12 protein-coding genes are annotated in these 12997 nt (G+C 66.3%); 7 read left to right on the top strand and 5 right to left on the bottom strand.

Annotated features, from left to right (window positions below):
• Window positions 1-198 precede the first annotated feature (198 nt).
• The gene (gene clpS, locus ASC89_RS19670) at window positions 199-507 is read right to left on the bottom strand and encodes an ATP-dependent Clp protease adapter ClpS (protein ID WP_055880490.1); all 309 of its coding nucleotides are present in this window, start codon (window positions 505-507) and stop codon (window positions 199-201) included.
• Window positions 508-613: 106 nt separating this feature from the next.
• Here clpS and ASC89_RS19665 point away from each other — a divergent pair, with 106 nt between their 5' ends.
• From ASC89_RS19665 to ASC89_RS19655, 3 genes are all read left to right on the top strand, one after another.
• A complete protein-coding gene (locus ASC89_RS19665; RefSeq protein WP_056000929.1) occupies window positions 614-3364 on the top strand; it encodes a pitrilysin family protein in 2751 nt (916 codons plus the stop codon).
• Between the two features lie 466 nt (window positions 3365-3830).
• Window positions 3831-4868 (top strand): multicopper oxidase domain-containing protein, encoded by a 1038-nt coding sequence (locus tag ASC89_RS19660; RefSeq protein WP_082533532.1) that lies wholly within the window; start codon window positions 3831-3833, stop codon window positions 4866-4868.
• A 1-nt stretch (window position 4869) separates the two neighbouring features.
• Window positions 4870-6066, top strand: a complete 1197-nt coding sequence (locus ASC89_RS19655; protein ID WP_056000924.1) for a ZIP family metal transporter — start codon at window positions 4870-4872, stop codon at window positions 6064-6066.
• Window positions 6067-6318: 252 nt separating this feature from the next.
• Here the strand turns inward: ASC89_RS19655 and ASC89_RS19650 are convergent, their stop codons facing one another.
• A complete protein-coding gene (locus ASC89_RS19650; protein WP_156384691.1) occupies window positions 6319-7632 on the bottom strand; it encodes a tetratricopeptide repeat protein in 1314 nt (437 codons plus the stop codon).
• Window positions 7633-7943: 311 nt separating this feature from the next.
• Between ASC89_RS19650 and ASC89_RS19645 the strand changes: the two genes are divergently transcribed.
• A complete protein-coding gene (locus ASC89_RS19645; protein WP_056000918.1) occupies window positions 7944-8780 on the top strand; it encodes an aldo/keto reductase in 837 nt (278 codons plus the stop codon).
• A gap of 63 nt (window positions 8781-8843) precedes the next feature.
• On the opposite strand, the gene ASC89_RS19640 is transcribed toward ASC89_RS19645, so the two are convergent.
• Complete coding sequence (locus ASC89_RS19640; RefSeq protein ID WP_056000915.1) at window positions 8844-9737, bottom strand: DMT family transporter; 894 nt, start codon at window positions 9735-9737, stop codon at window positions 8844-8846.
• Window positions 9738-9817: 80 nt separating this feature from the next.
• Here ASC89_RS19640 and ASC89_RS19635 point away from each other — a divergent pair, with 80 nt between their 5' ends.
• The 3 genes from ASC89_RS19635 to ASC89_RS19625 all read left to right on the top strand — a co-directional run bounded on the left by ASC89_RS19635 (window position 9818) and on the right by ASC89_RS19625 (window position 12065).
• The gene (locus ASC89_RS19635) at window positions 9818-10147 is read left to right on the top strand and encodes a DUF6665 family protein (protein WP_056000912.1); all 330 of its coding nucleotides are present in this window, start codon (window positions 9818-9820) and stop codon (window positions 10145-10147) included.
• Window positions 10148-10293: 146 nt separating this feature from the next.
• On the top strand, window positions 10294-11583 hold the full coding sequence (locus tag ASC89_RS19630; protein ID WP_056000909.1) for a hypothetical protein: 1290 nt from the start codon (window positions 10294-10296) through the stop codon (window positions 11581-11583).
• Between the two features lie 206 nt (window positions 11584-11789).
• Window positions 11790-12065, top strand: coding sequence for a hypothetical protein (locus ASC89_RS19625; RefSeq protein ID WP_055880471.1), 276 nt, complete (start codon window positions 11790-11792; stop codon window positions 12063-12065).
• A gap of 101 nt (window positions 12066-12166) precedes the next feature.
• Here the strand turns inward: ASC89_RS19625 and ASC89_RS19620 are convergent, their stop codons facing one another.
• Together ASC89_RS19620 and ASC89_RS19615 are read right to left on the bottom strand one after the other, a co-directional pair.
• Window positions 12167-12625, bottom strand: a complete 459-nt coding sequence (locus ASC89_RS19620) for a GNAT family N-acetyltransferase (RefSeq protein WP_056000906.1) — start codon at window positions 12623-12625, stop codon at window positions 12167-12169.
• Window positions 12591-12974 (bottom strand): helix-turn-helix transcriptional regulator, encoded by a 384-nt coding sequence (locus tag ASC89_RS19615; protein ID WP_055880464.1) that lies wholly within the window; start codon window positions 12972-12974, stop codon window positions 12591-12593. Before ASC89_RS19615 ends, ASC89_RS19620 begins: the two co-directional genes overlap by 35 nt.
• Window positions 12975-12997: the final 23 nt, after the last annotated feature.

Below are 12997 nucleotides of genomic sequence, written 5' to 3'. Positions count from 1 at the left end.
CCGCGAAAGCGGAACCACTGTTTTTGGCCTTTGCACGATCGCAAACGGGGTTCCCCACTTTCGTGGGGATGACACCGAGTTTGGGGACTTGCGGAGCGTCGGTTCGCATACCCGGCGTCACCCATGGGGCGAAAGCTCGGATGACACCCGGTGGGCAGGTCGGGATCGAGCCCCAATCGGCTTCGCCGGCGAAATGTTCTACTCTTCCGGCTCGGTGGTGAAGAGCAGCGGGTAACCCTCATTGCGGGCCATCTCGGTGGCGCGCGTTGCCTTGGTCTCGGCGATCTCCTGGGTGAACACCGCGACGACGCACGAGCCCTTGGTGTGGGCGGTGATCATGATGCGATGCGCCTGGTCCTCGGTAATGCGGAACTCGGCCTTGAGCACACGGACCACGAATTCCCGTGGCGTGAAATCGTCGTTGAGCAGGATGACTTTGTGCAGCGGCGGGCGCGCCACCTTGGGTGCGGTCCTGGTACGCGGCTTGGTGTCGGTGTCGTTGGCCATGGTGCTGACAATATAGTGCAGCCTAACCGGCCCCGCACCCTTTCGGTTGGACGATAGCTGAAGGCGGTGCAATGAAGGACGTCAGATTTCATCAGGGTCATATTGCATGCGCGTTATTGGGTTGGTTCTGGCCGCCGCCTGGCTTGTGCTGGGCGGTGCTGTGGTTGCTGTCGGCGATGAACTTCCGCCGGTGGTGCAATACCGGCTCGATAACGGGCTCGAGGTGCTGCTGTCGCCCGACAGCAAAGTGCCCAAGGTCGGGCTGGCGCTGGTCTATCGGGTGGGCGGGATGAACGAGCCGGCCGGGCGCTCGGGCTTCGCGCACCTGTTCGAGCACCTGATGTTCTCGGGCACGACGAAATACCCCAAATTCGACGACACCTATTCGGCGCTCGGGGTCGAGAACAACGCCTTCACCGAGGAAGATCGCACCATCTATGTGGCCGATGCCCTGGCTTCGGCGCTGCCGGTGCTGCTGTCGGTTGAAGCCGACCGGATGGCCAATCTGGGTGGCGAGGTCGACCAGCACGAGCTGGATGTGCAGCGCGACGTGGTCAAGAACGAGATGCGGCAGACGGTGCTCGACAGCGCTGGCCAGCCAGGCATGCAGGCGCTTCGCTCGGCGCTGTTTCCGGCGCCGCACCCCTATGCCGAAGCGGTAATCGGCTCGATCGCCGATCTCGATGCGGCAAAGCTCGACGACGTGAAGGCGTTCTTCGATCGCTACTATGTGCCCAACAATGCGGTGCTGGCATTGGCCGGAGATTTCGATGTCGAGGCGGTGAAGGCGCTGATTGCCGACACATTCGGCCGCGTCCCGCGCGGCGCCGATGTAACGCTCCCTGAAGCGAAGGAGCCCAAGCCGGTGGCGCTGCGCATGGAGGTCACCGATCGGCTGCCGTCGCCGACCGTGGTGCTGGCGAGCACGGGGCCGGCCATCGGCACCATGGACAGCGCGGCACTGATGGTGGCGGGCGATCTGCTCGGCAATTACGAGTATGGCGTGCTGCGGCGCGAACTGGTGAACAAGGGGCTCGCCATCAACGCCACGGCGGGCTGGGACCCGGGCCGGCTCGGCGGACGGTTCATGATTTCGGCCACGGCGGCGCCGGGTGTGACGCCCGATGTGCTCGAGGCGGCTTTGCGGCAGGCCGTGGCGGAGTTCGTGGCGGCGCCGCAGGACGTAGCCGGGGTCGAGCGGGCCCGGCAGACGCTGCGGCTCGGCCGGGCGCTGAGCGGCGAAGCGATGCTGGACCGGGCGCGATCGCTGGCGACGCGCTACGATCTCTACGGCGAGGCCTCACCCGGGCTGGCGGACGATCCGAAACTGCTGGCGCTGAGCGCTGCGGATGTCGAGGCGGCGGTGCGCAAGCGCCTGGCGCCGGAGGCGCTGAGCGTTCTGACCATGCTGCCGGGCGCGGCGCGGAGCGAGTATCCGGCCGTGCTGCAGGCGAGTTCGGGCACGGCTGTGCCGATCGTCGCCGAGCCGCGACCGGTGGTCGATGTGCCGGTGCTGGCGGCAGGGGAACCCGGACGGGCGGCGCTGCCGCCGATGGAGACGGCGACGCTGTCGAACGGCATCCGGGTGGTGCATTACCAGACCGCCGGCTCGCCGCTGGTGCTGCTTGCCGCCTCGGTCAGTGGTGGGGCAGGCAGCGACGTGCCGGGCGAGGAAGGGCTGATCGAGCTCACCACGATGATGATGTCGCGCGGCGCGGGCGAGCGAGGCTTCGAGGCGTTCAGCAAGGCGGCCAAGGATATCGGCGCCGACATTTCGGGGCAGACCGGGATGGAGCAGTCGGCGGTCGTTCTGGGTGTGCCGCCGGAGAACTTCGCGGCCGGCGTCGACCTGATGGCCGATGCGGTGCAGCGGCCACGCTTCGAACAGCCGGAATGGGATGCGCTGCGGGGTGAGGTGCAGCAAGGGCTGGCCTATCGCAAGATGGACCCTGGCGCGCTGGCCTATTACGCGATGGAGGAACTGGCGTTCCCGATCCCTCAGGGCAGGGCGGCGCTGGAGCCGACGCCAGCAGGGGTGGCGGCGCTGACCGTTGCGCAGGCCCAGGCGACGCATCTGAAACTGTTCACGCCGAGGACCATGACCGTCTACAGCGTCGGCTCGGTGAACCTCGCGACCGTCAAGGCGGAGTTGGAGCGGGCCTTCGGCGGCTGGAGCAATGACAGCCCCGGCATCACCCCGGTGCCGCATCCGTCGGCGGTGCTGCCCGAGGGGCTGAAGGTTTATGTGACGCCGAGTGCCGGCAACAGCCAGGCGATCATCAACCTGTCGCGGCCGGCCCCGGCGTTCAACGACAAGGGCGTGCTGGAGGCAATCGCGGTGGCGCGGCTCTTGGGCGGCGATTTTACCAGCCGGCTCAACCAGGTGATGCGCGAGGCGAAGGGCTACTCTTACGGTGTCGGCGCTTCGGTGTGGACCAATATCCCGACGGGCGGCATGCTGACCGTGTCGTCGGCGGTAGCGGCGGACCAGGTGGGGACGGCGATTGCCGATATCCGCGCCGGCTTTGAGGGGCTGACATCGATCCCGGTCGAGCAGACCGAACTCGATCGCACGGTGATGGCCACCGCATCGGGCACTGCCGGGACGGTCGAAACCTCGAGCGGGCTGTTCGGGCTGGTGATGAGCGCCGCCGGAGCCGGGATGACCGCCGAGGAGATGAACGGCAAGCTCGACGAGATCGTCGCGCTGCAGCTGCCGGCGGTGGAGGCCGCAGCGCAGTCGCTGGCTTCGCTCGACCGGGCGCTGGTGGTGATCTCCGGCGACCCGCAATCGATCCTGCCGCAGTTGCAGGCGATCGGCATTACCGATGTGACGGTGCTCCCGCCGGCGGAGTAAGGGCGGGCGCTTTCTATCAGTCGGCGACCCTCCCCCGCCTGCGGGGGAGGCCGATGAGCCCGGCGGCCCTCACGGCGAGGGCGCAGACCGCTAAGCCTTGTAGGGCAGGGTGCTTCACCACCGACCGGCTGTCATCCCAGCGAAAGCTGGGACCCATCTGACCGCCTGCGCCGGGGAATAGTTGGGTCCCAGCTTTCGCTGGGATGACACCGAGTATTGGGGAGCAGCTATGCTCACCACACCCAAGTTGGGTAGATGGCACCGCCGAGGGGCATCCGTAGCCGCGATCGAACCCACTTCCTGCAAATGATACGCACTTGCAGCGATCTAGCGTTCTGTTAGCATTGCGAATGCGAACCATTCGCAAGTGGAGGATGATGTGTCGTTGGATTCGGTGCGGCGGCGGGATTTCCTGCGGGCAGGGCTGGTTGCTGCAGGCGGAACGGCGATCGCGCTGAACGAGGCGATGGGGCAGGAGGGGCATGCGGACCATGCCGGAGCCGCCGCGCCGGCGACACCAGCCACCGAGCCCGAAGTTCCCTATGGCGGAGCCCACTCGGCGCATGGCGACATGCTGACGGTGGGCGCCGTCGACGACGCCGCCAACGGCTTCACCACGACTGAGCTGCTGACCGAGTGGGAGACCGGAACCGTCTCGACGCTGCCCGATGGACGGGTGCTGCGCAGTTTCGTCATCGAGGCGGTGGACAAGGAAATCGAAATCGCGCCGGGAGTGAAGTTCCCGGCCTGGACCTATAATGGCCGCGTCCCCGGTCCGGCGCTCCGGGCCAAGGAGGGCGAGCGGCTGCAGATCACCTTTCGCAACTTCGGCTCACACCCGCACTCCATGCACTTCCACGGCATCCATGCGGCGCGGATGGATGGGGTGCCCGGGGCGGGGCTGATCAATCCGGGCGAAAGCTTCGTCTACGAGTTCGACGCTTTCCCGTTCGGCTGCCACCTCTACCATTGCCACGCGCTGCCGCTGCGGCGGCACATGCACAAGGGGATGTACGGCGCGTTCGTCATCGATCCCGACCCGGCGCTGCATCCGGAGGCGGCGGAGCTGGCCAGCGGGCGGCTGCTCGGCACGCCCGAGAATGCGCGCTGGCAGGAGCTCATCATGGTGATGAACGCCTTCGACACCAATTTCGACAGCGAGAACGAGTTCTACGCGGTCAACTCGATCGCCCACGCCTATGCCAAGGCGCCGATCCGCATCGAGAAGAGCCGACCGGTGCGGATCTACCTGATCAACGTGACCGAGTTCGATCCGATCAACTCCTTCCACCTGCACGCGAACTTCTTCGACTATTACGATACCGGCACGAACCTTTCGCCGACCCTGAAGACCGTCGACCTGATCATGCAGTGCCAGGCGCAGCGCGGCATCCTCGAGTTCAGCTACATCAGGCACGAGCCGGGCCTCTACATGTTCCACGCGCACCAGAGCGAGTTCACCGAGCTCGGCTGGATGGGCATGTTCGACGTGGTGGAGGCGTGAGATGAGCGACATTGCCGAGACCTCTGATGTCGAACGAAAACTGTCGGGTTGGGGGCGGTTGCTCTGGGTGCTGTTGCCGCTGGCGGTGCTGGCAGCGGCGCTGGCCTGGGTGTTTGCGGCCAACCCGCTGCGCAACCTCGATATCGGCGCGCCGCCGGTCGAGGGGCTGACGATCGAGCGGACGGTGCTCGACAGCGCCGGGCTCAGGATGGAGGTGCGGGCCGGCGGCTCAACCGATATGCGGATCGCGCAGGTGCAGGTCGACGATGCCTATTGGCTGTTTACCCAGGAGCCGGCGGGGCCGTTGCCGCGCGGCGCGACAGCCTGGATTTCGATCGCCTATCCCTGGGTGCTGGGTGAGGCGCATGCAGTGCGGTTCGTCACCGACACGGGGGCGACGTTCGACCATGAGATCGCCGTGGCCGTGCCGACACCGCGACCGACCGAGGCGGCGCTGGGCGGGCAGGCGATCATCGGGCTGATCGTCGGGCTGCTGCCGGTCACCGTGGGGCTGATGTTCTATCCGGCGCTGCGCGGCATAGGTCGCGAGGGGATGAACTTCCTCCTGGCGCTGACGGTGGGGCTGTTGGCGTTCCTCTTCGTCGATATGATCGGCGAGGCGCTGGAACTGGCCGGCGAGGCTGCGGCGATGTTCCAGGGGCCAGCGCTGGTGGTGCTGGCAGCGGCGGCGAGTTTCCTGTTGCTGATGGCAGTGGGACGCTGGCGCGGCGCGCCGGGCGGGCTGCAGCTCGCCGGCTTCATTGCGCTGGGCATTGGGCTCCACAATTTCGGCGAAGGGCTGGCAATCGGCGCGGCCTTTGCCTCGGGAGCAGCCGGACTGGGGTTGTTCCTGATCGCCGGGTTTGCGCTGCACAACGTCACCGAGGGGATTGGCATCGCCGCACCGATCCTCAAACAGAAGGTGCCGCTCTGGGCCTTCGCCGGGCTGGCCATGCTGGCCGGCGGGCCGGCGGTGGTTGGGCTGTGGATCGGCAGTCTCGCCACGGCACCACAATGGACGGCGCTGGCGCTGGGCGTCGGAGCCGGCGCCATCCTGCAGGTGATCGTCGAAGTCGGGGCGTACCTCACGCGCAGCAATGCCGGCAAGGCCAGAACCTGGTTCACGCCGGTGGTGATCGCCGGGCTGATTGCTGGCGGCGTGGTGATGTACGTCACCGGCGCGGTGGTGAAGATTTGAGGATTTCGTGGGCGACCGAACCACCTGCCGTGGGCCGAGTAACTTCGGCACCAGTGATTGATAGCCGATGTCCGAGCTGATCCACCCTAGCTCCCCCATCCGCGGTGTCATCCCAGCGAAAGCTGGGACCCATCCATCGGCTGGCGCGGGCGGTGAGTTGGGTCCCAGCTTTCGCTGGGATGACGGCCGGTGGGGCGGGCAGGTCGAGCCCGGGCACAGGGCGTTTCAACCGCAGCGTGAAACGCTCCCTAGCTAACTCTGCGGCAATCCAAGGCGGGTCAGCAGCGCCGTGAAGCGGGGCTCGGCGCGGAGGGTCCGGAATTCCGGCTCGACCAAGAGGCCAATGGTCTCGGCGCGCTCCACCGAGGTTTCGAGGTAGGTGAGGGCAAGCTGCTTGTCGCCGAGCAGGGCGGCAGTGGCGGCGACCTTGTAAGCTTTTTCCCGCTCGGCCAGGAACTGGCGCTGCTGTTCAGCGAGCATGGCGCGCAGCATGGCCTCGCCACCTTGCGGCAGGGCGGCGCGAGCGGCCTTGGCGATCAACTGGCGGCCGACGCTGCCCTCGACACTGGCGGCAATCTCGTAGCTATCGAGGAAATCGGCGTAGCGGCGCTGGTCGAGGTAAATGGTGGCGAGATAAGCCGGCACGGCGAGATAGTCGGGGTTGGCCTGCCGCAGCTGCTCGAGCATCGCAATCGCGGCCTCGGTATCGCCGGCATAGTAGTGGATCAGCGCCGCATTGGCGCGAATGGAGCGCGAGTCCGGTTGCTGCACCAGGGCGCGGTCGATCAGCGCGAGCGGGCGCTCGAACTTGCCCATCTGCATCGAGGTCAGGGCATACCAGTGGAGGGCCTGGGCGTTGTCCGGAGCCAGAGCCAGCGCCTTGTCGAACAGCTCGGCGGAACGGGCGAACTCGTGGCTGCCGTAGAAGGCGTTGAAGCCGAGCGCCGCATAGGCCTCGCCCGATTGCGGATCGAGGCTGAGGGCGCGCTCGGCGGCCTGTTTGGCTTTGGCGTAGGACTCGGCAGCGGGAGCCAGCGTGTACTGGCTGATCAGGTTGTAGACATTGGCGCGGCCGACTTCGGCGCGGGCATAATCTGGTGCAATGGCGAGCGCCGCATCGAACTTCTCGATGGCGGTGGCGAAGCCCGAGGCAGTCCGGTTGGTCCAGGCGATGACGCCTTCGTCGTAGAGGGCGCTGGCTTCGGCCGGGATGGCGGGGACGGGCCGGGCTGGCGGCTGGGCCGTGGCGATGAGGCCGACGATCAGCACGGCGAGGATGGCGATGGCGGCTGCCAGCGGGAGCAGCAGGGGGCGGCTGGCAGTGGGCGCGGTGGCGTCGGCCGGCGGCGGGGCAGCTACCGGGCGCGGCGCGCTGAGCCAGGCTTCGAGCTCGCTGACATAGGCGAAAACCGAGGTGCGGGTGCCACCGGGGACGCGCCGCACCGGCAGGCCGCGAATGCTCTCCCAGCGTTTGACCGTGCGCTCATCCTTGCCGAAGAAGGCAGCGATTTCCTTCCAGCTGTTGAGGCGCTGGCTCACCCCTTCGGGGCCAGTCTGGTCAGGCATCTGCAAGCCCCGAACTCCGTCGTCCACAGCGGTCGCTCCACCCGATTACGGTCGAAGGCGCGGGGGGAGTCAACTGCGTCAAGGGGCATTTGATCGGGCGGCCTTCTTTGATTTCCGGAAGCATCGGCAGATGACGCTGGAGCCAATATCGGCTATCAACGATAGAGGCGGACGCGTGGCATGAGCCGGCGGCGCCTGAACCTTTCCCCCGCCGGCGGCATTGTCCTGCCGGATACCAGACATCCCGATCTATCTCTCAGCGTCGATGGCGACGCCCGGGTCGTCTCATCGTTCAGCTTTGGAGGCAGTAAATGGCAGCGGTTCCATCCATCAAACTTCGCGACGGCAATTCCATTCCGCAACTGGGACTGGGCGTCTGGCAGGTCGATCCGGCCATTACGGCGCGCGTCGTATCCGACGCGATCGAGGTCGGTTACCGCTCGATCGATACGGCCGAGGGCTATCAGAACGAGGAAGGCGTCGGCGAGGCGATCAAGCGCGTCAGCGTGCCGCGGAGCGAACTGTTCATCACCTCGAAGCTGCGCAATGGCGGCCACGCCCGCGACCTGGCGCTCTCGAGCTTCGATGCAACGATGAAGGCGCTCGGGCTCGAGCAGCTCGACCTGTTCCTGATCCACTGGCCGGTGCCGAGCCAGGGCAAGTTCGTAGAGGCGTGGAAGACGCTGGTGGAGCTGAAGACGCAGGGGCGGATCCGCTCGATCGGCGTCTCCAACTTCAACCAGGATCATCTCGAGCGGATCATCGGCGAGACCGGTGAGACGCCGGTGGTCAACCAGATCGAACTGCACCCGCGGTTCCAGCAGCGCGACAAGCGCGACTTCCACAAGGCCAACAACATCATCATCGAGAGCTGGAGCCCACTCGGCTCGGGCCGGATGCTCGACGATGCGACGGTCAGCGCGATTGCCAAAAAGCATGGCAAATCGATCGCCCAGGTGATCATCCGCTGGCACCTGCAGGACGGGCTGATCGTCATCCCCAAGACCACGCATCGTGAACGCATGGTGGAGAATTTCGACGTGTTCGGCTTCGAACTCGACGCGGATGACATGGCCAAGATCAGCGGGCTGGACCAGCGCGACGGCCGCGTCGGCGCCAACCCGGCGACCGCATCGTTCCTGTTCTGAGGTCTGCGCCCTTAGCAGGGGCGTGCCTTCGATCCGAGAGGCCGGGAGCGATCCCGGCCTTCTCTATTCGGCAGCAGCGGCAGAGCGCCGGCGGAATAGCAGGTCCTTGGCGGCCAGCACGGCGCCGGCGGTAATCAGGAGGCAGGCGATCAGGATCACGTGGCTGTAGCTGGCATAGCCGGTAAGGATAAGGATCAGCGTCGAGAGCAGCGGGGCGGAGTAGGACGCGGCGCCGAGCACCTGGATGTCGCCGCGTTTCACCCCGATGTCCCAGACGTAGAAGGCGAGGCCGACCGGACCAAGCCCGAGTCCGATCAAGGCGGCCCATTGCCAGAGGTCGGTGGGCCACACCGTTTGCTCGAGCAGCAGGTGGCAGATCGCGGCGAGGATGGCGGTGACGAGGCAGAAGCCGGCGATAGCGTCACTGCTGACCGCGGCGAAGCGGCGCGACAGCACGGAATAGCTGGCCCAGATGACGGCAGCGCACAGTGCGGTGGCGTAGCCGAGGCTGTACTGCGCATCAAAGCCAAAGCCCTGGCCGCGGGTGACGACGAGCACGGCACCGGTGAGCGCCAACGCGCAGCCGGCGATGTGTTGCCATTTGAGCCGCTCGCCGGGGAGCAGGGCGGAGAACACCACGATCAGCAGCGGCCAGAGATAGTTGATCAGCCCGGCTTCAACGGGTGGGGCGTTCCTGAGCGCGAAGAAATAGCAGAAGTGGTAGCCGAACAGCCCACCGACGCCCAGCAGCCAGACCGGCAGCGGCTGCCGCATCGCCTTGATGGCACCCGGCCGGATCAGCAGCAGCGACAGCCCGCCGATGGCGAAGGTGATGGCGGTGAGCTGGAAGGCCGGCATGGTGCCGCTGGCGGCGGTGAGGAAAGCAAGCAGCGACCACAGCAGCACCGCGGTGAAGCCGATGAAGGTGGCGGTGGAGCGGCTCAGGTGGCTGGTCATCAGACGCTTCTAGCGCGCGTCCGCCAACTGGAAAAGAGCGAGGGGTTGCAGCCGCTGATGGCGCTACCTAATTTCGGCGCATGAGCTTGAGCATCGCCGACCTCGCCGAACTGCGCCAACGACTGACCAGCGGCTTCGGCCCCATCGAAAGCGAGGTGATGGCCGAGAAGGCCGCCTCGCTCGGCTATCACGGGCGGCAGGTGGAGAAGGCGATGGCGGCGCTCAAGGCGTTCGATGCGGCGCCGGGCTCAGCCGATGAACGCTTGATCCTGGTCAAGGCCGCGGCGCGCGACGTGTGGAAGTTCTTCGTGCAGCGCGAAGCCTGCGGGATGCGTGACCAGCGCGACGCCATCCGCCACTACGGCATTCCGCCCGAAGTGCTGGCGCGGCTGGGGGCAATCGAGAAATGACGCAAGGCCTCAATGTAAGTCGATTGATCCGGCCGGGCGATTTCCCTAGAATTTGTGAGATCGATTACATGCCTCATCTGTGCGGGGGCGTCGCGCGCGGATGGGCCAGCCGTTTCGAGTTCGATTGATTCGGCCGGGGAAAGCCGATGCTGGGCGATAAGGTTCGCAAGTCCCTCAGGGATCTCGACAGGCCACTCTCGGCGCTGCGTCCGGCTGCCGACATGGTGCCGCCCTTCCACAAGCTTGCCATCGACGTGATCTGGGCGGGGTTCCGGATCGATCCCGATGCGGTGCGGCCGTTCCTGCCCGATGGTCTGGTGCTGTCGCCGGCCAGCATCGGGGTGCTCGGCATCTACCAGGCGCCCACCGGCTACGGCATCGCGCCCTATATGCGTGGGCTGGTCGGGGTGTCGGTGGAGGGGGGGCGAGGTTCCGACATCGGCGAGGGCATGTTCGTGATGGGCAACATCATGGATGAGCCGGGCGCCGCGACGATGCGGAAGTTCTATTCGGGCGCGACGGTCGAGGGCGTGGCGCGGACCTGGCGCGATGGGGAACTGTTGCATGGCGTTGCCTCGGTCGGCGGGGTCGACTGGTTGCGGGCGACGATCCGGCCAGGTGAACTGCGGCCGGCGCTGTCGGGCGTCGACAACTTCCTCGGGCTGACCGATGCAGGGCTGATCAAGCATGCGGACTCGACCGTGGCGGACCTGGCGGACGCAGACATCGTGACGCTGGAGATCACCGACGCGGCGCCCGACTACATGCGGGCGCTGCGGCCGGTCGAGTACGTGTTCGCGCTCGATGCGGTGCGCGTGAATTCGATCTGGAGCGAGCCCCGGGTGGTGGGGCGAACCGCTTCGGGCAATGCCGCCTCGGTGTTTCTCGCGCTGATCGAGGATACCGGCCGGGCTGCTGCCGTGGTGCGGCAGGATGGGACGCTGATCGAAGCTAATGCCAGCGGGCGGGCCTTGCTCGGACCGGATGGTTCGCGGGCAGGGGAGCCACTGCTGAGCGGCGTGCCGGCCGAAAAGCACGCGCTTTGTCAGGCGCTGAAGATGAGTTGCGCGCGCAAGGGGCCGCGAGTATCGGAACCGATCGCACTGACCCGCCCCGGCGGTGGGCACCTGCTCGCTTATGTGATGCCGCTCGAGCATGGCGAGCATGGCGGCGATGCGGCGCTGGTGCTGCTGGCCGATCCGCGCGGGCCGGAGCGGCGCGATGCCGCACAGATGCTGCAACTGTTCGGGCTGACCGGGGCGGAAGCCAGGCTCGCCGCGCTGGTGGGCGTTGGCCATGCGCCGCGTGGGGCGGCGGCGGAACTCAGGATTTCCGAGCATACGGCGCGCTCGACGCTGAAGACGGTCTACGACAAGCTCGGGATCAACAAGCAATCCGAGCTCGGCCACCTCGTGGCGCGGCTGCAGTATCTCTAGAGCCAGGTCATCGGTTCACTGAACCGAAGAGGTGTCTGTAAGCCTTTGATTTATCGCGCTTTCAGCCAGAAACGTTTGCAACTTTTCCTGAAAGCGCTGTGAAAGCAATGCTACCCATAGGCGGTTGAACCCCTCATTTGTGGGGTGCGGGTTTTGCCGTGTGCTGCGCACTGTCCCTTCGAGAATGCATCTCAGGACAGACCGCCGTGCTCGACCTTCTCGAAAAACGCCATGCACCCAAGGCCCCCGAGCTCGCCGGGCTGACCGTGGGCGACGTGATCGCCATGCTCGAGACGTTTGACCCCTCGGCGCCGCTGATGGTGCAGGGCGAGAGCGGTGGCTTCGAAGAAGTACTGGGGTTCCGCACCACCGGCGTGGTGCTGAATGTCAACACCGCGGAGGGTTTTGGCCCGCATGACCTGCCCGATGACGGCGCGCGGGCGGATTTGGTCGCGGTGGTGCTGCGGTCAACCGAGCGGTAGTCCAGAACACCAGGGACAGTGAGAGCGTCTCCCTCCCCCTAAACATGGGGAGGGAGACCAAAACACAGGCTTCCGGGTAAGCGCCCGCCCAGCGAAGCGGCTCATAGCGCCAGCTTGAAGCCCTCGTGACTCTTCTTGAAGCCCAGCCGCTCGTAGAAGCGATGGGCGTCCAGCCGCTGCTTGTTCGAGGTGAGCTGGACGAGGCCGCAGCCGCGGGTGCGGGCCTCTGCAACGGCCCAGCCGATCATCTCGCCGCCAAAACCCTTGTTGCGATGCGCGGGAGCGATGTGCACCGCCTCGATCAGGCAGCGCCATTCGCCAAGCCGGTTGATACCGGGGATGAAGCTGAGCTGCTCAGTGCCGACGGCCTCGCCGTCAAGCTCGGCGATGATCAGCCGCTGGTTGGGGTCGGCGGTGATGGCCTTGAAGGCGGCGAGGTAGCGCGGGTGCTGCGGCTCGTCGGGGCGGTCGTCAGTGGCGACGACGCTGTCATCGACGATCAGCCGGACGATGAAGCCGAGATCGTCAGGGGTCGCGTCGCGAAAGCTCAGCCGGCTCATTCGGTTCGTCCTCGAATCCATCGATGTGGAGATCACGCGTACTGGTGATGATCGAGTCGAGGAAGCCGGGGAAGCGATGGTCGAGATCGTCGCGCCGCAGGGTGACGCGGCGGCGGGTGCCTTCGGGCGTGACATTGACCACGCCGGCCTCGCGCAGCTTGCTTACGTGGTAGGTAATCGACGTCTTGCTGGCGAGATCGGTAAACTGCCCGCAGGTCATGCCAGTGCCCTCGCAGCGCGACAAATGCCCGATGATCGCCAGCCGCGTCTGGTCGCCGAGCGCGGTGAGCACGGTGGGCAAGGTGATCTGGTCGGCGTCCGGATGGGGCAAAGGCGGCTGAGTGTTCATGGCTCTCACCTATGCCATTTTCC

Origin of the sequence: Devosia sp. Root413D1, from assembly GCF_001425235.1 — a bacterium.
GTDB lineage: Bacteria > Pseudomonadota > Alphaproteobacteria > Rhizobiales > Devosiaceae > Devosia_A.
The sequence above is the reverse complement of the archived record's forward strand: the minus strand, read 5'-3'. Positions and strand labels throughout refer to the sequence as shown.

What these genes read in the sequence shown, in the direction of transcription:
- ASC89_RS19650 (WP_156384691.1), bottom strand. Translation starts at nt 7,632, where the DNA reads ATGCCTGACCAGACTGGCCCCGAAGGGGTGAGCCAGCGCCTCAACAGC.
- ASC89_RS19665 (WP_056000929.1), top strand. Translation starts at nt 614, where the DNA reads ATGCGCGTTATTGGGTTGGTTCTGGCCGCCGCCTGGCTTGTGCTGGGC.
- ASC89_RS19640 (WP_056000915.1), bottom strand. Translation starts at nt 9,737, where the DNA reads ATGACCAGCCACCTGAGCCGCTCCACCGCCACCTTCATCGGCTTCACC.
- clpS (WP_055880490.1), bottom strand. Translation starts at nt 507, where the DNA reads ATGGCCAACGACACCGACACCAAGCCGCGTACCAGGACCGCACCCAAG.
- ASC89_RS19655 (WP_056000924.1), top strand. Translation starts at nt 4,870, where the DNA reads ATGAGCGACATTGCCGAGACCTCTGATGTCGAACGAAAACTGTCGGGT.
- ASC89_RS19645 (WP_056000918.1), top strand. Translation starts at nt 7,944, where the DNA reads ATGGCAGCGGTTCCATCCATCAAACTTCGCGACGGCAATTCCATTCCG.
- ASC89_RS19635 (WP_056000912.1), top strand. Translation starts at nt 9,818, where the DNA reads ATGAGCTTGAGCATCGCCGACCTCGCCGAACTGCGCCAACGACTGACC.
- ASC89_RS19630 (WP_056000909.1), top strand. Translation starts at nt 10,294, where the DNA reads ATGCTGGGCGATAAGGTTCGCAAGTCCCTCAGGGATCTCGACAGGCCA.
- ASC89_RS19615 (WP_055880464.1), bottom strand. Translation starts at nt 12,974, where the DNA reads ATGAACACTCAGCCGCCTTTGCCCCATCCGGACGCCGACCAGATCACC.
- ASC89_RS19660 (WP_082533532.1), top strand. Translation starts at nt 3,831, where the DNA reads ATGGGGCAGGAGGGGCATGCGGACCATGCCGGAGCCGCCGCGCCGGCG.
- ASC89_RS19620 (WP_056000906.1), bottom strand. Translation starts at nt 12,625, where the DNA reads ATGAGCCGGCTGAGCTTTCGCGACGCGACCCCTGACGATCTCGGCTTC.